Annotated in this window: 15 protein-coding genes and 2 pseudogenes; 5 read left to right on the top strand and 12 right to left on the bottom strand. The window is 35.5% G+C overall.

Annotated features, from left to right (window positions below; all coding sequences use genetic code 11):
• Positions 1-488: 488 nt before the first annotated feature.
• The 3 genes from recD to recC are packed head-to-tail and all read right to left on the bottom strand — an operon-like array spanning position 489 to position 9,330.
• Entirely contained in the window at positions 489-2,288 is a 1,800-nt protein-coding gene (recD, locus tag N3F66_03150; GenBank protein MCX8123142.1) for an exodeoxyribonuclease V subunit alpha, read from the bottom strand.
• Positions 2,285-5,977, bottom strand: a complete 3,693-nt coding sequence (gene recB, locus N3F66_03145) for an exodeoxyribonuclease V subunit beta (GenBank protein MCX8123141.1) — start codon at positions 5,975-5,977, stop codon at positions 2,285-2,287. The genes recD and recB overlap by 4 nt, the downstream gene beginning before the upstream one ends.
• A complete protein-coding gene (recC, locus tag N3F66_03140) occupies positions 5,977-9,330 on the bottom strand; it encodes an exodeoxyribonuclease V subunit gamma (protein ID MCX8123140.1) in 3,354 nt (1,117 codons plus the stop codon). Before recC ends, recB begins: the two co-directional genes overlap by 1 nt.
• A 717-nt stretch (positions 9,331-10,047) precedes the next feature.
• On the opposite strand from recC, the gene N3F66_03135 reads away from it, so the two are divergent.
• Together N3F66_03135 and N3F66_03130 are read left to right on the top strand one after the other, a co-directional pair.
• Positions 10,048-12,312 (top strand): inorganic phosphate transporter, encoded by a 2,265-nt coding sequence (locus N3F66_03135; protein ID MCX8123139.1) that lies wholly within the window; start codon positions 10,048-10,050, stop codon positions 12,310-12,312.
• 366 nt (positions 12,313-12,678) lie between these two features.
• Positions 12,679-12,993: a hypothetical protein gene (locus tag N3F66_03130; GenBank protein ID MCX8123138.1), complete on the top strand. Its 315-nt coding sequence runs from the start codon at positions 12,679-12,681 to the stop codon at positions 12,991-12,993.
• Between the two features lie 10 nt (positions 12,994-13,003).
• Here N3F66_03130 and N3F66_03125 read toward each other — a convergent pair whose 3' ends face one another.
• From N3F66_03125 to N3F66_03105, 5 genes and pseudogenes are all read right to left on the bottom strand, one after another.
• Positions 13,004-13,657, bottom strand: coding sequence for a hemolysin III family protein (locus N3F66_03125; GenBank protein ID MCX8123137.1), 654 nt, complete (start codon positions 13,655-13,657; stop codon positions 13,004-13,006).
• A 218-nt stretch (positions 13,658-13,875) separates the two neighbouring features.
• The gene (locus tag N3F66_03120; GenBank protein MCX8123136.1) at positions 13,876-14,157 is read right to left on the bottom strand and encodes a hypothetical protein; all 282 of its coding nucleotides are present in this window, start codon (positions 14,155-14,157) and stop codon (positions 13,876-13,878) included.
• A gap of 54 nt (positions 14,158-14,211) precedes the next feature.
• The gene (locus N3F66_03115) at positions 14,212-15,342 is read right to left on the bottom strand and encodes a GNAT family N-acetyltransferase (GenBank protein MCX8123135.1); all 1,131 of its coding nucleotides are present in this window, start codon (positions 15,340-15,342) and stop codon (positions 14,212-14,214) included.
• Between the two features lie 266 nt (positions 15,343-15,608).
• Positions 15,609-16,190, bottom strand: a pseudogene (locus N3F66_03110) (uracil-DNA glycosylase).
• A complete protein-coding gene (locus tag N3F66_03105) occupies positions 16,190-17,200 on the bottom strand; it encodes a patatin-like phospholipase family protein (GenBank protein MCX8123134.1) in 1,011 nt (336 codons plus the stop codon). The pseudogene N3F66_03110 and the gene N3F66_03105 overlap by 1 nt, the downstream one beginning before the upstream one ends.
• Positions 17,201-17,364: 164 nt before the next feature.
• Here N3F66_03105 and ilvD point away from each other — a divergent pair.
• Both ilvD and N3F66_03095 read left to right on the top strand, forming a co-directional pair.
• Positions 17,365-19,027, top strand: a pseudogene (gene ilvD, locus N3F66_03100) (dihydroxy-acid dehydratase).
• A gap of 131 nt (positions 19,028-19,158) precedes the next feature.
• A complete protein-coding gene (locus N3F66_03095; GenBank protein MCX8123133.1) occupies positions 19,159-21,126 on the top strand; it encodes a SpoIIE family protein phosphatase in 1,968 nt (655 codons plus the stop codon).
• A 3-nt stretch (positions 21,127-21,129) separates the two neighbouring features.
• Here the strand turns inward: N3F66_03095 and N3F66_03090 are convergent, their stop codons facing one another.
• Both N3F66_03090 and N3F66_03085 read right to left on the bottom strand, forming a co-directional pair.
• Positions 21,130-21,915 (bottom strand): 3'-5' exonuclease, encoded by a 786-nt coding sequence (locus N3F66_03090; GenBank protein ID MCX8123132.1) that lies wholly within the window; start codon positions 21,913-21,915, stop codon positions 21,130-21,132.
• A gap of 400 nt (positions 21,916-22,315) precedes the next feature.
• Entirely contained in the window at positions 22,316-22,786 is a 471-nt protein-coding gene (locus N3F66_03085; GenBank protein ID MCX8123131.1) for a HEAT repeat domain-containing protein, read from the bottom strand.
• 177 nt (positions 22,787-22,963) lie between these two features.
• Between N3F66_03085 and N3F66_03080 the strand changes: the two genes are divergently transcribed.
• Positions 22,964-23,896, top strand: coding sequence for a response regulator (locus N3F66_03080; protein MCX8123130.1), 933 nt, complete (start codon positions 22,964-22,966; stop codon positions 23,894-23,896).
• Positions 23,897-23,899: 3 nt separating this feature from the next.
• On the opposite strand, the gene ftsZ is transcribed toward N3F66_03080, so the two are convergent.
• Both ftsZ and ftsA read right to left on the bottom strand, forming a co-directional pair.
• Positions 23,900-25,072: a cell division protein FtsZ gene (ftsZ, locus tag N3F66_03075; protein ID MCX8123129.1), complete on the bottom strand. Its 1,173-nt coding sequence runs from the start codon at positions 25,070-25,072 to the stop codon at positions 23,900-23,902.
• A gap of 74 nt (positions 25,073-25,146) precedes the next feature.
• The gene (ftsA, locus tag N3F66_03070; GenBank protein MCX8123128.1) at positions 25,147-26,388 is read right to left on the bottom strand and encodes a cell division protein FtsA; all 1,242 of its coding nucleotides are present in this window, start codon (positions 26,386-26,388) and stop codon (positions 25,147-25,149) included.
• Between the last annotated feature and the right edge of the window lie 4 nt (positions 26,389-26,392).

The raw sequence follows: 26,392 nt of genomic DNA, 5'->3' as shown, positions 1-26,392 counted from the left end.
CTACATATCTTGAAGAAATAAGAGACATAGAAATGTTATGCCGTCTCAATCCCCTATTAGCGGGGCATTTTTCCTACCATTACGCCGAATGGCACGGGTTGGATTGGAGTCCAACCGTGTCTCAATCCCCTATTAGCGGGGCATTTTTCCTACTCTTGGGGTTGTAACCTCTGGAATTTCCAGAATTTTCAAGTGCTTTTCCGCCAACCTCCCCGACAAACTATACAAAAATGTTGGCACTTTTTATACAACACTTGTAAAGCCTGGAAAATCCAGCACTTTCGTTTCCGCCAACCTCCCCCAAAAATGGCTGTTTTATGTCACTTTCTTAGGTTGGCGGAGCCAAAAGCCCCTTCTATTTATACAGTTTTCAAAGAACTGTCCAAAAACTTCACAATTATGATTATTTATAACCACACCTCAATTTTTTTGTCAATCACTTTATATATTTTTACTTGTCGATATTACATTAATCTGCTTAAAACTTTTTAGCTTTTCCATAATCGTTGTCGCAGTCCTGATGTACGTAAAGTAGGATTTTGTATCATATCTACTACTGTTTGCTTTTTACCAAGTATTATCAAATGCTTCCTTGCTCGCGTAACGGCAGTATATAAAAGCTCTCGAGTTAACAGTATTTTCCAGTTTTCTTTTTGTGCTATATCAATATTAGGCAATACTAACACTACTGTATCAAACTCCGAGCCCTGACTTTTATGCACGGTAATACTGTACGCTGGCATGTATGATGTTAACAGTGATGGATTAATCTTTCTATACCCATCTGCCAATGAAAAATATACTGCATCATCATGCAAATTATAAATTCCCGTATCGCCATTAAACACCTGAAGGTTATAATCATTGGCTGTCACCATAATAATTCTTTGATGGTACCACTCATTCACAACAGGATTTTTTAACTGCTTTTCTATCAAATTATTGAATAACTCCACCCCCCATGGCCCTTCATTAAAAGGCGAAAGTATTACAAATTGGTTTATCTTATTAAACACCTGTTCAAATGGTTCATTCACAATTTGTCCAAAATGCACATTTGCATAATTGCGTATTTCATTATAAAGCCATTCTAATGTATCATATTCTTTACATTCTACATCGGTATATGTAGTATCAAATACTGCCAAGGCTTTTTGTTCATCATTATTTCTAATTGCTTGGGCCAATGCGGCTATACCGCTATCAGCGCCAAACCTGTATGTCTTTTGTAAGATAACAATGCTGTCTTTGACGGGATGAGCTTTTTTGTTAGCATCAGCATCTTCAATTCCACACTGTTGAATTAACTTTTTTCCACTATATGTATAGCCATATTCCAAAGCACCCCAACACACATCGCCAAAAAATGCTCCAGCTTCAACCGACGAAAGCTGATCCTTATCACCAACAAGAATAAGGCGTGCATTGTCTTTAAGTGCTCTGCACAGCTTTGCCATTAAAGGAATATCCACCATTGAAGACTCATCAACAATAATAACATCATAGGGCAAACGATTTTTTTCATTGTAGTAAAATTCAAGCTCGCCCTTCTGATAACCAAGCAATCTATGAATAGTGTAAGCTTCATCAGGGAATGCTGACTGCAGTTCTTTTTCAACATTGTGTTCTTTAAATTGAGCTATCGCCTGCACCAAACGCGATGCTGCTTTACCCGTTGGTGCACACAATGCAATATGACAGCCCGGATTGTTGCGCAGCAAGTGATACACAATTGCTGCAATAACAGTGGTTTTTCCAGTACCCGGCCCACCTGATATCACGCACATAGGGTGTGTCAGTGCTGTAAGTTGTGCCAGGATTTGCTCAGGAGCAAATTGCATTGCCAATGATTGCAATTGCTGACACAAATTGGGTATTTGCTGCAAGCTTTGTTGACTTATGCTTTGCAGTTTATTATCAAAAAATTGACAAATAGTGTCTTCATAATTCCAGTACCTATAAAGGTAACAATTACCATTGTTATACACAAGCGGTTTTACCGCTCCATTGCCATTGCTCACAGCAGCACAAGTGCTGATGATTTCATGAAGCTTTTCTTTGCTGGGGAATTTAATATTGGGAATGTTATCCATAGTGTCAAATATAACGTCATGTAAGTTTTTATTGGCGATAGCTCCTATTGAAAGGCAACTGTGCCCGTTAGCAGTAAAGTAGCTTGTACAAAAAACTATTGCCTTACACACGTCATCATGACATTTATACTTTTTGCAAATGAAATCTGCAAAATGATAATGAATTGATTTAGTAAATTCTATGGTGCTATTCATACTTTTGCTCTGTTTAGGATATCATTAATTTTTTCAATGATGTGAATATCAGGCTTATCATAAAATATGCCGTATTCGCAGCCTTTGACTGAATCTACCCCGCGTACAAATATGTAGAATATTCCGCCAAACTGTTTTTGGTAGTTATACGATTTACCCAACATCAACTCAAGATAACGATGCAGTGCAACTGCATAAATAGTATACTGTAAAAAATATAGATGCGATGCAATTGTGTTGTGTAACTTACTGCGATGATAATCATCAATTGATGTGCCAAGCAGGTTTGACTTCCAGTCAACGATGTAATACGCTCCATCGTGTTCAAACACCATGTCAATGTAACCATGCATAAATCCACTTATATCAGCAAACCACAGCTGCTGTAATGCCTGCCCATACTGCTGTGTAAATAAACTATGCTCATTGAAAACTTCTATTAATTTTTTGCTGGTGAGATTTTCAATTGGATAATAAAATTCAATCTCATTTCTTCGTTTGTTTGTTGGCACATGCGATAAGGGGATAAATGATTCATGTAACGGTACTGTTATTACATTTTTCACCATAGTCGTAATAACATCGGCCCATTGCATATCAATTCCGTATACAGGAAGTACTCTTGCAACAACATCTGGAATACTGTTGCTATCAGTAAAGTCCACTGTTTCAAAAATTTTATGTATACACAATCCAGGAATGCTCCCTGCGGGGAACGTAAATATTGAGTTGCCCTGTGATTGCTTTTGATCAATTACAGGCAGCTGAATTTCGTCACTTCTTTCATCATCTCTTTTATATGAAAGCGCGGTATAACTTGTTAACTGCCATCCCGGTGCAATAGTTTTTTCAATATGCCGGGCACTTATTGGTTGTGAGTATATCTGTTGCATTGTATCGAGGGGCCGCACCGGTTGATCTTCAATTTCTTTGATTTTAATGGTTCCATTTAATTTGTATTTAAATTTGTCTAAATCACTATAAAGATCTACATGTTTATGTGTTGTACCTTCAATAAATTTTGATATAGTTGCTTGATTATCGTTAAAATGAAAAAGATACTGTAGCGCTGATGTTCTTGTTGCATTTATATTACCCCATCCTATATAACACCGGTACTTTGCCCGTGTGATTGCAACATATGCAATCCGTAGTGATTCGGCAAGCTGTTCATATTTTGCTCTTAATTCTAATTTATCATAAACTTCATTACCAAAAATAGCGGCCTTTTCTTCTACTTGATCTTTCTTGAACTTAAAACATACACATGTTTTAACATCTTCTTCAGTATCATTAATATCATTAATATCATTTATATAATTATTATCATGAAATACAAACACATCATCTAGCCCTGAACTATCAAAAAGATATGGACAAAATACAACAGGATATTCAAGGCCTTTGCTTGCATGCACCGTAACAATTTTTACAGCATTAGCATCCGATTCAAGGCGCAATTCCTGCTCTTCAATGTTTGCTTTGTAATATATAGCTTTTTTGAACCACTCAACAAGTGCTATAGGATCAAGTTTTTTTTGCCTTTCAATGTCGGTAAGTATTTCGGCACAATGCAGTATATTGGTCATGACCCTTTCACCATCAGGAAACCGCAAAAGCCTTTGCGAAACGGTATCATTGTCACTTTCCTTTTTCACTATAGTATCATCATGAAGAAGGTGCTGCAACATCACTATAAATCCTTTCAACTCCCATGTCTTTTGGTATGCAGCACACTGCATCTTTATTGTATCCAACGAACCTTGCTGCTCCAGCTTAATAATATCTTCTGCTGAATATCCAAAAAAGCTGGTAACCAGAGCGCGCTTAACATCAGCTGTTGAAGAAGGATGTATGATAGCTTCTAATATATGAAGCAGCTCCCACACTTCTGATGAAGAAAATACAGACTGTCGGCTGTATACAACGCTATGTATATTATACTGACGCAATACATCCTGCACCAGTTGCGCTTCATGATGTTTTCGCACAAGAATTGCAATATCGCTGTATTGAAGTCTTCTGCCATCAATTGTATAAGAAGGGCCCATAAGCTTCTGGATTTCAAGGGCAATATTTTTGGCAATGATTTTGCGTGCAATACCAATTGGAATATTGTCACTAACACCTGGAACTGATTTAAGAAACCAAATTTGTAATGCACCATTGTCAAAGCACGAATTCTGTATTTTTGATTCTACTGGATTATATGCTATTTCATCAAAAACAAATGGATTATTTAAACGGCCAAAGATATAATTAATAGCCTTGGTGAGCGCGGGAGTTGATCTGTAACTTTTATCCAGTGTATATTTTTCTTTTGCATTTTTTCTGGCTTTTATATATGCAAATACATCAGCACCTCTGAAGCTGTATATTGCCTGTTTTGGATCACCAATGATATAGAGTGTATAATCTGGTTTGTTAAATATTGTAGTAAAAATAGTGTACTGCAATGGGTCTGTATCCTGGAACTCATCAATCAGGGCTGCTTTAAAGCGCTTCCTCACCATTATAGCTAATTTGCTATCTACCCCGTCCTGCAGCGCATTGTACATATCCTTCAGGATGTCCCTGAACGAAATAATGTTATAGCGATCACGGTACTGTGAATATAGATTTGGGTGAGTTAAAATAAAATCACGGTATGCAGCTATAATCTGTACCTTAATTGCAACAATAGTTTTACTACATTCATCCAAAAGAGTAAAGAATGTATGCCACTGATATGTTTTATTTCCTTTATTAGATTCTCTATTCATCATGGATAATAATCTTGTTAACGAAAATTTTTTCACTGTAGAATATATTTCATCATCCAATGCTGTATATACAGAAAGCATCGCTAAAGCTTCCTTTAATTTATCTATATCATCTTCTCTGTATGATCTCTTGTTAAGTACACCTTCAGCTAAGGCTTTGTGATAATTGTCTGCAATTGCTCCAAATTCCCTTTCAAACATTGTGCGTATTGTTGTTATCTTTTGAGCAAGCTGCTCTACCAGTTGTTTTACAGTATCAGGATCAAATGCAACTTCAGGCAGTATGACAATATCAGGATCATCCGGAAGTTTGCGTAATAACTGCATTAGCCAGCTAACAAAGTCATCTTTATTATGAACAAATAAAGCAATAAACTCTTCGCCAAGCGGTGCTATCTTTGTGTAATAGAAATCCTCAACCACTCTTTGCATAAAAGGAGTTACATCTTCAACAAGCCGGCTGCCAAAAAGCGAGCGGCTTTCAAAGGCATATTCATTCAATGTGCGGCTGCAAAAGCTGTGAATAGTGTATATAGGTGCTTTGTCTATCTCATGCAAGGCTAATTCTAATTTTTTCTTTATAATTTTTTTTGAGCAGCAGCTCTGGTCATTATAATCAATGCATATATTCTTTAAATATTCATATAATTCACTGTACTTTTTTACAACCTCACTATCACACCTATCTTCCAGCATTTCATTTGCAATTTTTATCAACGAACGAATTCTTGAGCGCAATTCATTGGTTGCTGCATTGGTAAATGTCACCACTAAAATATTGTCTATATTAAGACATTTTCCAATCATCAACCGCAGGTAAAGATGGCTTATGGTATAGGTTTTTCCTGTCCCAGCACTTGCTTCTATGCAGTTGATACCATCTAAAGAATATTCTGAAAAATGATTAACACTCTTCATATTGTTCATTACAAAACCTGGCATTCAGTTATCATTCCAAATACTTTTGTGGCAATTTCCCTAAAATCCTTAAAAATGGATTCATCCTGGAAAATACTAACTTTATAAAATGCACGCTGTATGTAGGGATCATCATATTCAGCTATAGTGTTACCACTGTTGTTATAAAATTTTTCTTCAAGATTATACACATAATATTTATTATTTGTTTTACCATTCATCATCAAATCAAAATACATGTATGATGTTTCAGGGAAAAATGGAATAATACGTTGAGAGCCTTCAACAAATAATTCTATACATTGATTCAAATAGTTCTTTGCTTTTTCTACGGTCATGGATGTATAGCTAATTGGATTAATCTTATCTTTTGTAATAAAATAAGTACACACATTGGCATTACATGCAACGCAAACAAAGATATGCCATAAAAATGCTTTTATTCTGTCCTTTGCTTTCAAGTTCCCATATCTATAAAAAATTTGGTTGTTGCCATATAGTGTAACTAGTCCTCTTATTACAATATTAATATTATTATTACTTACAGTATATTCCACCTCATAACGTTGCTTTGTACCTTTGCACATGCGTGTAACAGTTTCAATGAAAGGTGTAATCTCTTCATTTGTTTTTTTAACAATAACATCGCCCAACACGCCATCTGGAATTTGTCCATTTTTCTTTTTTAAATGAATAAACTGTTCAACTTCATTGTTTTGAATACGCCATTCAAGCAACTCGTTGCTTAATGTGTATTTATCCAAGCCTGCTGGCACCACCAGAGGTTCTTCGCTGTTCAATTCAATAACGCTATCACGCAGGTGTATCCCCAACATTTTTGTAATAAAGTAACGGGCTGGATTATAAAAGAACTGTACAAATTCATCCATGGTTATTACAGTTTGTAATTTTTCTGTTTTTACTGGCTGCATAACTAGCGGTTCATACTCACGCTTTTCATCATACAGTGCAATGCTTTCATTACACCACATTTTTGAATACGAAAAAAGTTTGTTACTGTTGTTGAAATATGCAGGATGAAAATGATGCAGATGGTGTTGTGTTACTAAATAATCACGTATGGATTGGCTCTCATCAATACAATAAAAACCTTGTTCAATGTACTCCAAAAGTTCATTGACAACTATTGAGGGCTCCTTTAAGCTCAAATCAACCGGATCCTGACCCTGATAGCTTATAAAAAGATACTCCTTTGCAGAAATGATGCTTTCCAAAAATAAATAGCGGTCATCGCTTCGCTTTGAACGGATACAGCGTGGCAGCTCCTTTTTATATTTTTCATCATTACGCATTATATCAAAGCTTATAATGTCATCCTGTCGTGGAAAATCATCATTCATTCCTAAAAGGCACACAACCTTAAATGGAATACTTCGCATGGGTAAAAGCTGGCAAAAGGTTATTCCTTTAGTTAAAAAATTACTGCTGACTCTTTGCTCAGAAATAAAATCTTCAATCCAGCTTTTTATAACCAGAAATTCTATGTTATCAGTAAGATTAATTTTAGGAGCTATCGCCCGCAATGACTCAAACAAGTTTTGTATATTTTCATAATCCTGTGAATGATTTTCCACATTAAGCAGGGCATTGACGCAATGTTGGCAAAACTCAGCCCACTGCAATAGGGGTTTTGGTTTTTGTGCTTCATCGTAAAAATAAAAAAGTGTTTTCAGAAAATTAATGAAACATCCCAAAACATTGCCCATGGACCCTTCGACGCAGTCAAATGGCATTATATCATCTACAATCCCAGCACTTTCTGGTACTGCATAGCCCATAAGCATTCGTTCAATTGCATAGTGCCACGTAAACGCATTGCTTTCCTGCTGTGTAAATTGCTTTCGATGAGCACTATCTTTTCCCCAGCGCACATTAAGCTCTTCAACCCATGCATGAAATTGCAATACTGCCTGTTTATCTATACCAAAACCAGAAGCAACTTCATCGTACTCAAGAAGCTGGCACACCACATCGGCTTCCAATCTGCCTGCTAAAACCTCTAGTAAATCACAAAATGCCGATATGAACCTGCTGGTGTTTTTATAAGACTGGTCAGCAATGCAATATGGCAACGAGGGCAACCCTTCTTTCTTCAACACCTGTTCATCAAATACCGCTTGTATAAACGGCGCATACAAATCAATATCAGGTGCCATCACAATTATATCATTGGGAATTATATCATTGTTATTCATTACATCAATGATGTAATCTCTAAGCACTTCAACCTCACGTAGAGGTGAATGGCACGAATGTATTGAAATTGATCTATCATTAGAATTAATTGCTACTTTTGGTTGTATTCTATTGGGATTGTAAATTTCTTTATCATTACTTCCTCTATTAATTAATCTACAAATATCTGACTGTAGAATGCGCAGGAGAGTTTCATTCTGTGTGTTGTCAATGTACGTATATGCAGTATCGCTGTTTATAGTATCTACAGCTTCGTAGTCTAATAGCATTTCAATATACTCTGCACCAACTTTTCCCAACGAAGATAAAAGCGGATTGCCAACTTCATATTTTAATTTTTCAGTATCAATGTTTTCTTCCTCCAAACGCAACTTCTTCTTTTCATTTATTGTATCAAACCAGTATTCCTTTGATGGATTAAGCTGAAAAATATGCACCGGCACAACGCTGCTTAAAGCTTTGAATAATTCAATGTAATACTGGGGCAAGGTTGTAATCCCAAACAAAATAATGTAAGGAGAAAATTTTTCTTTTAAAGCTTCATTATTTTTGGAGTCACTCAATTTTTTGATTGCTTTTTTTAAAAGCTGGGCCTTGTGACATGCTGATGAATTGTCACCAACAGCATTTTTGACGTAACGCCATAAAACAATCTGCCAGTCGTTTTGTTTTGTTGGCTTTTCCCATTCCAGGATATACTCATAAAAATATACCAAATACTCATCATACAGATTTGCAAGTCTGTGTGCAAGCTGGTATAACCTTATCTGGCTTATTGTACCATCAACAACTAAATAGTTTTTTACCTGTTCAAATCCCATTTCATTAATGCATTGCGGTAATAATTTTACCAGCTGCCATATAAGTATTTTATTTTCATACAAGGGCGATAGCTCATAGTCAGGAATCACAGCCTTAAAAACATCTAATGCAAATTGTTGCGGAAAAGGGAACAGGCAGTTTGTAAAAACACCATATCGTTGAGCTAACTGCAACGATATCCAACGCTGCATTCCTAAACTCTGCACAATAATAGTGTGAGGAGAAAGAATATCGTTTTTCCTTTTTTTAAAAAGTAGTTTACCTAACTCATCAACTAGAAATTCAAGGTTGTTACTTGTGTAAAGATAAAATTCAGTATTCATATTAGTTTAGCTATATAATTTATAGATCATTAAATTCATCCTTCACCAGCGCATTTCAACGCCATCATCTTTTATTATAATTGTATATAAAAAAATATGTTATCTTTTCTAAATTTCACAGTGTTTTTATTTCACTATTTAATTAAATTTAAGAACACCTGTTACATCATTACTATATTTTATTAAATTATAATTTTTCAATCATTTTTTACTCTTAGCAATGCATAGTAATCACCTGGACTTAGATAATATCATTACTGCAATATTTTAAAGAAACAATATCGTAATATTGGTATTGAATATCTACTATTTACTTTTACAGTAACTATCGCCACACCATTACAGCAATCACTATGTATATTTACCTACATTTCAACTGTGATAAGCTACTTGTTTACTTCATTGCTCATAATAACAATTTCACAATAGAATTTTAAATGCAATTTATACTGCGCACAGTGACATATAATGTCCCGCTTACTAAAATTTTTATTTTATAATATAGATTCCATTCTTTATTGATTCCATTTCTCGTGGAAGCTAGTTTTTTTTACAATTTTTAGTTGAAGAATTTTAAAAATTTATTTTATAAAAGATATTGACTAAAATATCCCTCATTTATAATTTCTGCCAGCTTATACAAGTCATCACACTATTTTTCAATATGCAATAATTGTTTCACGTGTACTACCAAACAATCATTAAAGGCAGGTAACAATGGAAATAATATATTTATCGTTGTTTATTTTGCTTGTTTTAGCAATATTAGACCTTATTGTTGGTGTTGCCAATGATGCGGTAAACTTCTTAAATTCAGCTATAGGCTCAAAAGTTGCCAGCATTAAAACTATTTTAATTGTTGCTAGCCTTGGTATTTTAGCAGGTGTGACATTTTCAAGCGGAATGATGGAAATAGCGCGTAAAGGTATATTTAATCCTTCAAATTTTGTACTGTATGAGCTCATAATCATATTCTTAGCTGTAATGCTTGCTGATGTTATCTTATTGGATTTATTCAATACATTTGGGATCCCTACTTCAACAACGGTTTCAATAATATTTGAATTACTGGGTGCTTCCGTTGCGCTATCGCTTATAAAAATTTTCAATACAACAAAAAATTATGCTCTACTAGGAGATTATATTAATACCGACAAAGTCTTGGGTATTATATCAGGTATTCTTTTATCAGTTATTATTGCATTTACTGCAGGTGTAATATTTCAATTTATATCCCGCATGATATTCACATTTGACTTCATGTCGCGCTTAAAACGGTATGGAGCCATTTGGGGTGGATTTGCCCTCTCAATGATAGTATACTTTATACTTATAAAAGGTGCAAAGGGCGCATCGTTTTTAACAGCTCAACAGATACAATGGATACAAACTCACAGTTACACTATTATACTGGGTACATTTATATGCAGTGCAGTAGTATTACAGATAACTGCAAGTTTGTTTAATATTAATATACTTAAATCAATTGTTTTAGCAGGTACATTTGCACTGGCAATGGCATTTGCAGCAAATGATTTAGTAAATTTTATTGGCGTTCCGCTTGCTGGATTCAGTGCATTTTCCCATGCTAAACTTTTTGCCAATCCCCTCACCGTTACTATGGAAGCACTCAATGAGCCAGTTAAAACCAACACTTTTATTCTACTTTTAGCCGGCATAATTATGGCAATAACCTTATGGGTATCAAAAAAAGCACGAACAGTAACAAAGACCGAAGTGAATTTAGGAAGACAGGACGAGGGACTTGAGCGGTTTGAGCCATTTTTCCTTGCACGAGTTATAGTACGAATGACTGTAAACTTTATTGATACAGTAAAAATATTCATACCAAAAAGAATTATTGAAATAATTAACAAGCGTAAAGATATTGCATTGTTTAATGGGCAATCAGAAGATGGTAGGCCTGTATCATTTGATCTTATCAGGGCATCAGTAAATTTAGTTGTATCAAGTGCACTGATTGCATTTGCAACTTCACTAAAACTCCCCCTATCAACAACGTATGTTACCTTCATGGTTGCAATGGGAACCTCACTTGCCGATGGTGCATGGGATAGGGAAAGTGCTGTATATAGAGTTTCGGGGGTAATGACAGTTATTGGTGGATGGTTTTTTACTGCGTTTATGGCATTCACAATTTCATTTGTGTATGCAATGATAATCTATAAACTGTCAGGGATAGGAATCATTTTATTGGTAGCCCTATCGGCCTATTTGTTATGGAAAAATCACATTAAACATGAAGAAAAAACACAAGTAGAAAGCAAAATTGAAGTATATAATTTACGTAAAATTAAAGATCCCATCCCGGCTATTAAAATAACATTTGAACAGACAGGGAAACTTCTTGAAGAAATTTCAAAATCCGTTGTAAGGAGCTTTAACGGCTTAAAACTGTATGACCGTGTTGAGCTACGAATTGCTCGCAATGATTCCAAAAATATACAGGAATGGGTCAATATTATAGTTGCTAATATTTTTAAAACATTACGTCTTTTGCATAAGATGGATATTTCAGCAACTCAACGGTATGCACAGATTATAAGCAATTTACAGGATATTGCAGAAAGCCAGCGCGATATTGCAGTCCGCTCGTATCTTCATGTTGAAAACCATCATAAAGGGCTTCTTAAAGTACAGATAACCGAATTGGAACAGATAATTGAACACCTGAAGGACTTATTGAATTTCACTGCGCAATCTCTTAAAAAAGATAAAATTGCCGACTTATCGCTTGTTGAAAAAAAATGTAACAGATTGGCTCATTTGATATCAGAATTTGATAAAAAGCAAATACGACGTGTACAGGATGAAACTTCTAAAACGCGGCTAAGTATTTTGTTTTATGCCTATTTGGTTAATGCTTCAAAAATAGCAAATTGCACAAAAAATATTTTACAAATATTCAATGAATCACTTGATATAGACGTTGCAGCTATACCAGAAGAAAAAACATTATAATTATAACAGTTGTACTAATACATGCGTTTAGCCATTATCCTACCATAAACCAATGTAAACGCCATTACATTAAAAACCTTGATTATATTGCCTTAAGATGTATTTATAACAATACCATATTTTTTTTCATTATTTAAATACAATTTGCAAGTTACCGTATGATTTATATACTTGATATTAATAGCTTTCTATCAAATCATTAAACAAAATGATATACATTTTGTAAAATCACTTAACAAAAAGAGCATTCTTTTATATACTATAAACGTGAATGAACTGGAAAACCTTTTACCGGGATAGTAGGCCATACAGTGAGTTGGTAAAACTGTACTACTGTGGCAGTTACGAAACCAAATACCTGCAAGCATGTACATATCTGTTGATACATTAGATCATAGCATCGATATAAAGAAAATTATTATTACATTGCATAAGGAATATGATATTTCATCTTTTTTTATAGATGAGGTGCATTTTATAAAAAACTATCGAAAGTTATTCAAAGAGTTACATGAAGGCAAAAAAATTTTACTTGAAATAGGATGCAGAAGTAAAGGACACTCCCAGTTTAAAGGTTTAAAATACTATCAGAAAATAAATTTGTATTATGGTGTGGATAGGTACTATCATGGATCCGACTACAAGATTCCTCTGCATCTACATCTATTAGGATATTGTTAAATAAATACATTTAATACGGCAGCACATAAAAAAGTATACCAAAAAAATGTGTTATACTTCCGGCTAATACAAACAAATGCCATATTGAATGATTAAAGGGCAACTTATTATCCAGCAAAAAAAATATTGTCCCCATTGAATAACACAACCCCCCAATTACAAGCCACATTATTCCCATAATGGGTAGCACCGCAATTATTTTATGAAATGCAATGATTATGAGCCAGCCCATAGCAAGATATACTATAGTAGAAAGCTTATCGCCGCCTGTACCCATTATAATTTTAACTATAATGCCGGCAATTGCCAGTCCCCATATAATTCCAAAAATTGACCATCCCCACCCACCACGCATAGTCACAAGTACAAATGGAGTATAAGTGCCAGCAATAAGTAAAAAAATTGAGGAGTGGTCCAACACCTGAAAAAACTTTTTAAAGCTAATATTTTTTATTGAGTGATACATTGTTGATGCACTGTAGAGAACTATAATTGTAACTCCATAAATAGCAAATGAAACTATCTTCCATGGATCACCCTTTATTGATGCATACACAACTAAAATAGCAAGGCCTGCAATGCCAAGCGCAATGCCAATACTGTGAGTAATGACATTTGCAATTTCTTCAGTTTTTGTTTGTCCGCTAATTAGGTTTCGTTTCATAAATACCACAGTGAATGAAAAACAACTTATCTTTGATTATTAATTTCTTATTATATAGCAACAAATTACTTATCAAAAGCTTTGTCAAAATCTTGCAACCATTTTATTATATATGTATCATCAATTTTTTGCCTTGCAATGATAATTCTACCACCTTCAATATCTTTTTTTCTTCCAGCAAATATTTTTTAAATTATAACATTTTCAGCGGAAGCATACTACATTTTAACATCAACACCCAGCGTTATATCTATATCGCGCGTAAGGCACAGCTTACCATACAAAAATACTGTCTGCACCCCAACTACCATGTATGGTATGTTATTATGATATAACGCCTTACAAATTCTTGTTATTTCTTCCTTAAACAATTTAATATCCACGCAATGCAGATACCAGCTTAGGAGCCTTCTAAAGGTGTGCTTAGGCTGTAGCACCCCTAAGCTTACGCCTAATTTCCACATGCCATCAATCAACGCAAGTAATTCTTCATAGCTCAAGGGTGCTTTTTAATAAAATCTTTTCAAACTGTTGTAACAGCTTTGTATTTTATATCATATTTTCTTTTCATAAATACGATAGGTTTTATAAATTTGCGCTTTAAGCGGCTTAAGAGCTCCAATCATTTTATAATTAGTCTCAACAATTAATGAGCAATCAGATTCAACATAACCAAGCCGTATACCATTTTCTATTGTGTAAAGATAAAACACATCATCAATTTTTTGCCCCCGATACTCAGGCAATACACCCATAATTATTGTGCGTATCTTTTTTACTTTCTTGATATACCTCAATGCTTTTATCAACCGCCATGGATATAGGTGTCCATTGAGTATCCTTAGTGCAGGGTTCATATCAGGTAGTGATACAATGAATCCAACAGTTCTGCCATCTTTTTCGGCAAAGACTATAAGCTCAGGCACTGCAACCAATTTTAATTCCTCAACAAGCATATCAAATTGCTTTTGTGTCAATGGCAGATGTCCCCAGTTACCTTCCCATGCTTTATTAAAAATTTCATGAATTTCTTTTGCACGCTTTTTTAATTCTTTTGGTGTGTAGTACACATACTTAACATCCTGTGTCTTCATTATATTTTCACGTACATCTTTTAAATACGGTTTATAATCATCAATCTTTTTAACTAAAAAGCAGTGCCAGTCAATACATTTGGTATAGCCACATGCTTCTGCATGATTTTTATAATATGGAGCAAAGTGAAAAAGCCCTACTACCGGCATTATATCTTCGCCCAATACCTCAAACCCAACTGAATCATAAATTGAAAAACTCTGAGGTCCCTCAACACGGGTTTTTCCTTTTTTTCTTAACCAGTCCTCAGCAGCAGTAAATAACGCACGTGCCACATCCAGATCATCAATGGCCTCATAGAATCCAAAAAAGCCAGTCTCTGTATTATATTTTTCTTCATATAATCTGTTAATGTGCGCTGTAATTCTACCAACAGGTGTACCATTTTTATACGCCAAAAAATATGCAACCTGTCCTATTTCATAAAAATATCCTGTTTTTGGATTAAAAAGCTTTTTTTGATCAGCAATAATAGGTGGCACCCATGCTGGATCATTTTCGTAAATCTTTGTTTTCCATGGAAGCATGATAAACTGCTTCATCATTTTTTTGTCATTAATATCAATTTCCTTCACCTCAATTGTTGCCATACACATACCCCCACAAAAGATTATTGTAAAATAGTATATATTCAATTATTTGATAACATACCTATCATGTATCATCAAATACATAATAATTGTATTGGGCGATAGCAACAGCAATCGCTGCCTGCAATACATACAGCATTTTAAAACAAACTCCCCTGTACTTCATCATCACGTTTTTCACTGGTGTCGTGGTTTATACTCAAATCTAACGTTATGGGAGATTTCCCAAATATATCTTCCAACGTGATTTCGCCATTACAATATGCAATAACCTTTTTGATATCTTCCCATAGCAGACGTTTAAGCGGGCTGTTGTCGCCACCATTACGCAAAATATATGAAGGGTGAAAGGTGGGCATTACAGGAATTGAATTATAGATATGCCATACACCACGCACTTTTGTTATGCCTTCCTTTGGATTAACCAAAAATTTTGTTGAAGGGTTTCCTAATGTCACAATTACTTTTGGTTTTATAATCTCTATTTGCTTTTTTAAAAACGGACCGCAAGCGGCTGTTTCTTCATCATCCGGTGGTCTGTCGCGCATCAATTCTAAATTTACTGTTGGTCTGCATTTCACTACATTGGCAATATACACATCGCTGCGCTTTAGTTTCATACCCTTTTCAATGACAGCAGTTAAAAGCTGTCCCGCTTTGCCCACAAATGGTCTGCCCTGAGCATCTTCGTCTTTACCAGGCCCTTCACCAATAAACATGACCAAAGCTTCTGGATTGCCTTCGCCAAATACAATTGTAGTGCGTGTTGTATGGAGCTTACAACGGGTGCAATTGCCAATATCATTAAGGCGTAAATCCTCTAATAACTGTGCCTTGCTTTTCGTCATTACATCCACCTGACTACTTTACGAGTTATATCTTTTTCAACCCGCTGGCAGGCTGCAAAACCTTCGTGTAAAAGAATATCAACTTTTGTAAAATCCAGCGTACCAACTTCAACAAGATTTGGCTCAACAAGCACATCAGGCTTATTATACGTTATCATAAGGGTTGTATTCATATATTCCATAATGTCAATTGTTCCAGCTACTATCTCAAAAATATTTGGCATTGCATCCTGGTTTTGGGTTTTATTGCTTTGCTCGGTTGATACGCCAAGCCACCGTTTTACACTGTGTAACCACCCTTTTGCTTGTTTGGCAACCACTGCTTGTGTATCCAGTAAATCTTTATCAACATGTTCAATAATATCATTTGATGAATTTTCTGTGTGAGCTGTTTTGTTTTGTATAATTGTAGGAGCTATCGCCCTTTTAACTTTAATTGTTGGATGCAGATTAACAGCTATTATAATGCCAGCACCCATTTGTTTAACCACATCAATGGGCAATGGATTGCTGACACCCCCATCAATGAGCACAGTATCCATGTATTTAACAGGAACAAATATTCCAGGTATTGATATGCTTGCCCGTATTGCATCAAGAACGTTACCTTTTTTAAATACTACTGGTTTGCCAGTGTAAAAATCGGTTGCAACAATTGCAACCGGTATTGAAAGATCTTCAAGATCAACACTTTTGGGAATAAATTTTGATAACAACTCCATTACCCGCTTGCCTTGTATAAGCCCTGTTTTGGGAAACACCGGATCAAAGTATGCAAATAAATCGTTACCCTTTACTGATTTTAAAAACGCTGTGAATTCAGGCAATGCACCATACGCATATAATGAACCAATCACAGCACCTATACTTGATCCTGCAATCATGGAAATTGGAATTTCTTTTTTAATGCAATAATCAAGAACTGCAATATGTGCAACTCCTTTTGCACCACCACTTCCAAGTGCAATACCAACTTTTGTATTTTTAAATATTTTTAACGGGTTAAACATAATAACTATAGCAATAATAAAATATGCTGATGTAATGATAAAAATAACATTTTGTCAAGATGATTTTGTTATTTATAATTTTTTAAAATTTTAATTTACAATTTTTTACGTATATAACTCATACTACTTACAATATTGTCTATGCAAGCAAGGAGGATTTTTTTATGATCAGCGATCGCGTTAAAAAAGGAATTGAAAAAGCTCCACACCGTTCACTATTCAAAGCTTTAGGGCTAAACGACGATGAATTAGCAAAACCTTTGATTGGCGTTGTAAATTCATTTAATGAGATAATTCCAGGACACATCCATTTGCGAAATGTGGCTGAAGCAGTTAAAAAAGGCGTTATTGCTGCAGGTGGCACTCCAATTGAATTCCCCACTATAGGAGTATGCGATGGAATTGCAATGAATCACATTGGTATGAAATATTCCCTGGGTTCACGTGAGCTGATTGCTGACTCAATAGAAATTATGGCAAAAGCCCATGCATTTGATGGTTTAGTAATGATACCAAACTGTGATAAGATAGTTCCTGGCATGATTATTGCAGCTGTTAAACTTGATATACCTACAATTATTGTATCCGGAGGTCCCATGCTTCCGGGTATATATAAAGGCAAGCCAATTGCCGTGGACAATGTATTTGAAGCTGTAGGCAAAGCAGCCAAAGGGATTATTACAAAAGAGGAGTTATATGAAATTGAGTGCGCAGCCTGTCCTGGTGCAGGATCATGCGCAGGGCTTTACACAGCAAATTCCATGAACTGTCTCACCGAAGCGTTGGGGTTGGCACTTCCCTATAATGGTACCATACCTGCTGTCATGTCCGACCGCCTACGCCTTGCCAAAGAAAGTGGAAAAAAGATAGTGGAACTTGTTAAAAAACAGATAACCCCGCGCAAAATTGTAACAAAAAAAGCCATTGAAAATGCACTAGCTGTGGATATGGCAATTGGTGGGTCATCAAATACTGCGTTACATATACCGGCGATAGCTCATTATGCAGGTTTACCTATACGGCTTAAAGATATACAACCTATTTCTGAGCGCACAGCCGCATTTATGTAGCATTGCACCCTCAGGCCCTCATCACATGGTAGACCTTCACTATGCTGGTGGAATCCCTGCTTTGATGAACGAACTGCTTAAACACGGACTTATTCATGGCACCTGCATGACAGTTACAGGAAAATCGATTGCACAAAATGTGAAGGATAAAACAATTGCTGATACTTCTGTAATACGTTCGGTCAACAAGCCTGTGCATAAAGACGGAGGGTTGGCAGTGTTAACAGGAAATCTGGCTCCTGATGGGTGTATTGTTAAACAGGCTGCTGTAGATCCATCAATGTTAAAACATAGTGGTCCTGCCAGGGTGTTTGATTCAGAAGAAGAAGCTGTAAAAGCAATCATGGGTGGGCAGATACAAAAAGGCGATGTCATTGTCATCCGTTATGAAGGTCCCCGTGGTGGTCCTGGAATGCGTGAAATGCTTACACCAACATCAGTTATTGCAGGAATGGGAATGGATAAAGAAGTTGCACTTATTACCGATGGAAGATTTTCAGGTGCAACTCGTGGCTCTTCAATTGGTCATATTTCGCCAGAAGCTGCTGCAGGTGGTCCACTTGCCATAGTAAAAGATGGCGATATAATAGAAATAGATATCCCCGCTAAAAAGCTTACACTGAAGCTTGATGATAATGAAATTAAAGCACGTCTTGCAAAATGGAAAGCTCCTAAACCAAAAATTACCACCGGATACATGTATCGCTATAGCCTTATGGTTTCTTCGGCTGATCGTGGTGCTGTTTTTGAAAGTTAATGTACCTTTACCCGGAGCGTATCGCACTACGCCCGGGTATAAACAATGCGTGCTGTATTCAAAATTTTTCTTTACTTTATTACTATTTCATGTACTTTTTACGAAATTTACAAAATTAATTATTTGATGTAATGTCAATCTACAAAAAGATTTTTTATCATTATGTTGTATGTTTATTATGTTTTGTAATTCCATCCTGCAATACTGATGTTGCTATTAAAGCTTATGTAAATAATGGAATAATCGACCTTAGAAATATTGAAAACACTATCTCACGCCCAATAAATTTAGAAGGGACTTGGAAGTTTTACTGGCATTATTTAATAGAAAATAATGACCAATTAAAATTACAAAACCCCGTGGTTGCATATATTACTGTTCCCCGACCATGGAATAAACAAAAACATTTTAAATCTTATCCATCGCACGGTTACGGAACGTATCATATTACAATTTTGCATTCTAAAAGTACAGTTGGCAAAATTATGTTCTTGAAAATGCCCTTCACTTTTACTTCTCACTCTGTATACATCAATGGAATTCTTTCGGCACATAGCGGATTTGTTGCTACCAGCAAAGACAAAATGATACCTAACCAGTTGCCTGCAATCATACAATTTATAGTAAAATCACCAAAAACCGATATTTACATTCAGGTGGCTAATTTTCAGCAACGCAATGGCGGCATTATACATCCAATTTATTATGGAACTCCCCAGGTAATTAAAAACTTACACAATAAATCTATTTACCTTCAACTTTTTGTTTTTGCTTCATTGTTTATAATTGGTATCTACCATTTAGGATTATATCTTATCAATAAATCAAAACAAAATATCTTTTTAGGACTTTTTTCACTTATAGTTGCTTTACGCATTCTTGTTATCAACGACATGCTTTTAATATGCTTCTTTAGCCCACCATGGGGCCTTAATTTCAGGCTTTCATACTTGACGATAACTCTATCGCCTATACTCTTTTGTCATTTTGTAGACAGTTTGTATAAAGGCACAATTAAAAGGCATTATATATTGATAAACGATAGTTATTTTGGATTATTTACTTTATTTGTGTGTGTAGCTTCTCTCCATATTGTATCAGCTTCCCTGATATTTATTCAATTAGCCCTTGTATGTATCAGCTTTTATCTTCTTATTATTCTTTTTAAAGAAACAGGTAAAAATTTAAAAACAAAACGGCTATTTTACTTTGGTCTTATTGCTGGTTTTTGTTGCCTCATAAACGATATATTCTTTTCACATCAGATAGTAAAAACAGTAAATACAAGCCATTTTGGTATCCTTATATTTGTTGTAACCCAAACTTTAATTGCATTTGAGGAATATATAAATCAACAACAACGCCTGATAATTCTATCAAATGAAATGGATGTAGCCAGAAAAATTCAAAGAAATATTTTGCCGCCAGTATCTCCCAGGCTTTCAGGTGCTTCAATTGATGTTCTATATTTGCCGGTGAATTCTATAGGAGGTGATTTTTACCATTTTTTTAATATTGATAACAAACATGCAGGGATATTCATAGCAGATGTTACTGGCCATGGAATACCTGCATCAATAATAGCATCTACAGTAAATATCGCATTCACTTTACAGTATAAATATGCTGAACATCCAGAAAAGGTGCTAACAAATATCAATAATTTACTTATTGGAAAAACTGGTAATCAACCAATTAGTGCTTTATACTGCTATCTTGACACTGAAAACATGGTAGTTCGTTTTTGTGGGGCAGGAAATCCTTACCCTATTTATCTCAATGCTGCAACAGGTTCTATTGAAGAAATCAAAACTAAAGGCAATGTAATTGGCGTGTTCCCATCAATGGTCTTTGACAGCACTCAAATCAAAATACATAATGGTGATAGGATAATTCTTTATACTGATGGACTTATAGATATTACCAATAAATTTAAGCATTACTACGATATAGAATTGCTTATAAACTCAATCCATAAAATCAAACATCTAAAAGGCAGTGAATTTTTAAATAGGCTTATTGATGAAGCATTACTTTGGGCAGAAAGCAAAGAAAACATTACCGATGATATAACAATTATCACAATAGATATAGGCTAAAATCTACTTCCAGTTAAGTAAATATTGTTCAAATCCTCTGCATGTGGATTTATGTTGCTCCAGGAATGCTCTGGTCTGTTGTACAATTGTATTTTCCCTTTCAGGGCTCAGTTCACCTACCATCACACGGGTACGTAAAAATACAAAGTATGTATCAAGCACATCCGACACACAATATTCGTGTATTTCGGTTATTTTTCCTGCTTTATAAAGATCATACACATCATCACCAGTCATTTCTACCTTGCCAGGTTTGCCAATTACCTTGGCAAGCAAATTTAATCCACCTTGCATCTTTATTGCACTATAATTGGATAACCAATCATGAAGGTCAATATGTTTGGTTCCAAACCTGAATCGTGAAGCAAACTTATCTTTAAAATGCCGCTTAGCAGTTACACCAAACCTGAATGCCATAAGTTCCATTAAAGGGAAATCAAAACCCCTCCCATTAAAAGTAACAAAAGAAGCATCATTATATTCCCCTTCTATAACTTCCCAGAATTGCCTTACAACCTGTTCAATCCTGAACTGTGGCTCATCCAGCGTTCGCATTCGTATGGGGAAAAACTTTTCATCAACCTCAAGCATTGAAACTACTACCGGCAACTGAAATGTAACAGGTATAAACCATGTTGAACCGTCCGATATATTCAGTATCTCTTCCTGAAACCTGATAACAGCATCGTGTTCGCTTATTTGTAGATGAGGATATTTTACCTGCTTTATTAAGGTTGCATCAGGTATTGACTCTATATCAAAAACCACATATTTAACTTTTGATTCCACTCTTATATTCCTTATAATCAAAATAATTGTTTCAAAGTTATTAAATTCCTTGATTTAACAAGACAACTGTCTTGCCAATCTCACCTAAAAAACAACATCCTGAACATCGTCCTTAAATTTATTTTTAGGATTGATTTTAGAACTATCTTCACCATTTTACACTGAATCCTGACTTTTGTAAATACATACTACATTAAGAATTTCACCATAGTATTGTGAAAGAGAAGACGCATCAATCCCCGACAAATGGTAGATGAATGGATTTCCATCACCCCTTTAATGACAGTAACAACAAAATTATTGGGTTTTAAATTCATGAAGTCATAAAACACATATATTAAAATAAAAAATGCATGTAGTTTTTACCCTACATGCTTTTATTGTAAATTTGATGTAAAAGTTATTTTCCTTTGAATTTATCTTCCATCTTTTTGATAAGGTCCTTGATAAATGGATCTTGCTCACTTTCCCGTGCTTTCTGTACAGCATCATACGAACTTTTAGATCCAATACGAGCTATGCCAAGCAAAGCAGCATAACGAACATCAGCACTTGGATCATTCAGTAATGCATTATTAAGGCTCTCTGCTCCCTCTTCTTTTGCTATTTCACCTAATGCTATGGCTGCGTATAATCTTACTTTTACTCTGCTGTCGCTTCGCAAAAGTTCTTGCAATTTTGGCAATGCAGTTTTTTCCTTGTTATCAGCAATCCACTCTTCTGCAGCCACAACAGTAGCTTCATCGCTGCTTGAAAGATCGGCTATATATTCCTTTGCACTTTTCTTTGCTTTATCCTGGGCCATCCCGCCATCAGACACTATGACAAATGAAAACATCACACATAATGTTAATAGCATTATTTTTTTCATTGTTCACCTCACAATTTTTGACGATAAAATATACGATATTTTATTTTTACGTATTATGCGTGTAATTTGAATAGAATGTCAATGATTTTATTCTTTATTTTAGCATAATTTTTTATATCAGTAACTATCGACAACTATTAGGACAAAAAATAAATCTTATACAATCTATGAGCTTTTATGAACACCATATTAATAGTTGACCACACCGATTATAAAAATGAATTACAGAAATATTTGCTGACCAATTATACTGTATTGGTTGCGGAATCAGCGTATGATGCAATTACTACACTAAACATGCATGATGTAGACCTTGTGATATCACAGGTTGAGCTTCCTGGTGACAATGCATTTGACCTTTATAATTATTTGCAAAAACATTATACGTATATTCCTGCCATAATGATTACTGAAAAAGACATAGATACTTTTTTTGATAAGATCTTTTCACAGGGTATTGGCAATGTATTAAAAATACCGGTTAACATGAATGAATTTACATCTCTTGTTAACAAAATTATTTCCCGCAAAAATATATTTGGACTTGAACACTATGTAAGCAATATTCTAAACAACAAAGCAATTAGAATCAATTCTTCAAAACAAATTCAACCTGCTGTGGATACTATCCTTGCCACTATTGAATCATGGGGATTTACAATTGCAAACAAAAGTATTTTATATCTGATTCTGAACGAGATGATTATTAATGCAGTCTACCATTCGCATGGCTATACACAGGAAAAAGAAATGCGTATACCTATAGAACTCAAAGAAGGTCAATTTGTGGATATTACCTTTTGCTGCAATCCAACAACATACGCAATAGCAATCACCGATTATCAGGGTACACTCACTAAAGAAAAAATACTTCAAAGCATTCATAAAGCCATTGAACAGGAACAGCTAATCCTCAAAGCTGCTCAAACAGGAGAAGATATCAGTGATAAAATATCAGAAACCGGACGCGGGATTGACCTCATGCGCAAATTGGCTTCTGAATTTTATTTTGTTATACACCGTAATAAAAGAACCGAAATCATATTGCTATTTGATTCAGATCAAACAAAAAAATCCAGTTCATTAAAAATTATTGAGAATATCCAATAATACTTACTGCGAATCTGCACTGCGTCGCAGGAATGCTGGTATATCCAGATCCTCATGTGAATAGTCTTTTACTCTTCTTTTTTCATAATCAAGAGAAAATGACTTCATCTGCACAGGAACTTTCTTTTCTACTCTTTCCTTATTATTTCTACCTTCAATCACAGTCAATGGAGTTCCAGTAGCTCTATCCAATTCGTTGGGGCGATGTAATATATTAAGCTTGCGGTCAAAACCCGTTGCTATCACTGTTACCCTTATTTTGTCATCAAGTGCAGGGTCGATAGTAGCTCCAAAAATGATGTTTGCATCTGGATCAACCTGTTTATTAATAATATCTGTTACCTCATTTACTTCATGTAGCGATAAATCATTGCCACCAGCTATATTAAGCAACACTGCCTTTGCTCCATCAATGCCCGATTCCTCTAGCAATGGGCTGTTTATTGCCATCTGTGTTGCTTCAATAGCTCTGTTTTCACCAACACCAATACCAACTCCCATAATTGCATCGCCAGTTTCTTTCATGACAGTGCGGACATCTGCAAAATCAACATTTACCAAACCTGTTACCATAATAATATCTGCTATTCCCTGCACGCCCTGACGCAATATATCATCTGCCAGTTTAAACGCTTGATCTATAGGGGTATTGCGATCAATAATTTTTAACAATAAGTCATTGGGGATAACAATTATCGTATCAACCTTTTCTTTAAGGTTTCTAATCCCTTCCTCGGCATGCTGCATTCTCCTTCTACCTTCAACGCGGAATGGCTTGGTAACAACACCTACTACAAGTGCCCCACATGCTTTTGCCACTTCAGCAACGATAGGCGCAGCTCCTGTCCCTGTACCACCGCCCATACCCGCAGTGATAAATACCATATCCGCTCCCTTCAATGCCTTTTCCAGCTTATCCCTATCTTCCAGAGCAGCTTCTCTTCCAATTGCTGGATCAGCACCTGCTCCTAACCCTCTTGTTAATTTAGCTCCTATCTGTATCCTGTTTTGAGCTAAAGAGGCTTTCAACTGCTGGGCATCCGTATTCACAACGATGTAGTCCACACCTTCAAGGCCTGTTGCAATCATCCTGTTTACAGCATTATTGCCTGCACCTCCAACACCAACAACCTTGATAATAGTGTTCATTTGTGGTTCTTCTTCAAATTTAAACATTATTTCCTCCTTTTTTATTATGTCGCATTATTTTTTAAAAAAATTAATAAAAATTTACGCTCCAATACCTATTATTATAAATAATCATTAAAAATCTGCTTTAACTTATCCTTGAAACTGGTAAATGCACTTTTGGTCTTTCTTGTTTGCCTTACCTGGCTCATCTTAGTTCCATATTTTAAAAGGCCAACACCATTTGAATATACAGGGGTTGACACAACGTCCTTCAACCCTGCTATATTTTCAGGAACACCTATTCGTACTGGCATGCCAAATACCCTTTCAGCTGCTTCCACCGTTCCTTCAATCATACTGCCACCACCCGTCAGCACCACCCCTGCCGCCAGTATTTCCTTTTTGCCGCTTTTTACTAGCTCATTATCAATCATCTCCATTATTTCAATCATACGCGGTTCAATAATCTGTGCAAGCTCATGCCTAAACAACCGCCGTGGAGCCCTTCCTCCAACTGATGGTACCTCAATGGTTTCCGAAGCATCAACCAAATCAACCACTGCACAACCATATTTCTTTTTAATTACTTCTGCAGAATCTATTGGCGTCCTCAAGCCTATGGATATATCGTTGGTCACATGAATGCCACCAATGCCCAACACTGCAGAATATGCTACTCCTCCCTCAATAAAGATAATAATATCTGTTGTGCCCCCACCAATATCCACAAGTGCCACACCAAGGTCCTTTTCATCACGGCTTAATGTAGCCTCTGCAGAAGCAAGCGGCGAAAATACAATATCATTGCAAGTGAACCCAGCCTTATTAATTGATTTAACCAGATTTTGTATGCTGGTAGTTGAAGCGGTAATTATATGTACCTCCGCTTCAAGCCTCACCCCGCTCATACCAATTGGATCTTTAATTCCAGTTTGGTCATCAACTGCAAATTCTTTTGACAACACATGAATTATTTCCCTGTCCATTGGAATAACAATTGCCTGTGCTGCCTCAATAACCCGTTTCATTTCCAATGGTGTTATTGTTCTGCTTCTGTTTGCAACAGCCACAACACCTCTTGAGTTTTCCCCTTTTATATGCTGCCCAGTAACACCAACAAACACCGAGCTTACTTCACAGCCTGCCATGAGTTCTGCATCTTCTATCGCTTTAACAATTGATGATACGGTATTATCAATATTCACAATTATGCCATTCTTTAAACCTTTTGAAGGTGCAACTCCAACACCCACAACCTCAACCTGCTTATTTTCATTTAAAAAACCAATGACTGCACAGGTTTTTGTTGTGCCAATATCAAGGCCAACTACGATGTTATCCAATATGGTATCTTCTTTCATATTG

The sequence above is a fragment of the Spirochaetota bacterium genome (genome assembly GCA_026414805.1).
Classification (GTDB): Bacteria; Spirochaetota; UBA4802; order UBA4802; family UB4802; genus UBA4802.
This window is presented reverse-complemented; position numbering and strand designations above follow the sequence as displayed.

Bases quoted from the DNA above. Each gene is read 5' to 3' on its own strand.
- recB (MCX8123141.1), bottom strand. From the start codon at position 5,977: ATGAACAATATGAAGAGTGTTAATCATTTTTCAGAATATTCTTTAGAT.
- recD (MCX8123142.1), bottom strand. From the start codon at position 2,288: ATGAATAGCACCATAGAATTTACTAAATCAATTCATTATCATTTTGCA.
- N3F66_03135 (MCX8123139.1), top strand. From the start codon at position 10,048: ATGGAAATAATATATTTATCGTTGTTTATTTTGCTTGTTTTAGCAATA.
- N3F66_03130 (MCX8123138.1), top strand. From the start codon at position 12,679: ATGTACATATCTGTTGATACATTAGATCATAGCATCGATATAAAGAAA.
- ftsZ (MCX8123129.1), bottom strand. From the start codon at position 25,072: ATGTTTAAATTTGAAGAAGAACCACAAATGAACACTATTATCAAGGTT.
- N3F66_03125 (MCX8123137.1), bottom strand. From the start codon at position 13,657: ATGAAACGAAACCTAATTAGCGGACAAACAAAAACTGAAGAAATTGCA.
- ftsA (MCX8123128.1), bottom strand. From the start codon at position 26,388: ATGAAAGAAGATACCATATTGGATAACATCGTAGTTGGCCTTGATATT.
- N3F66_03105 (MCX8123134.1), bottom strand. From the start codon at position 17,200: ATGTTTAACCCGTTAAAAATATTTAAAAATACAAAAGTTGGTATTGCA.
- N3F66_03080 (MCX8123130.1), top strand. From the start codon at position 22,964: ATGAACACCATATTAATAGTTGACCACACCGATTATAAAAATGAATTA.
- N3F66_03095 (MCX8123133.1), top strand. From the start codon at position 19,159: ATGTCAATCTACAAAAAGATTTTTTATCATTATGTTGTATGTTTATTA.
- N3F66_03115 (MCX8123135.1), bottom strand. From the start codon at position 15,342: ATGGCAACAATTGAGGTGAAGGAAATTGATATTAATGACAAAAAAATG.
- recC (MCX8123140.1), bottom strand. From the start codon at position 9,330: ATGAATACTGAATTTTATCTTTACACAAGTAACAACCTTGAATTTCTA.
- N3F66_03085 (MCX8123131.1), bottom strand. From the start codon at position 22,786: ATGAAAAAAATAATGCTATTAACATTATGTGTGATGTTTTCATTTGTC.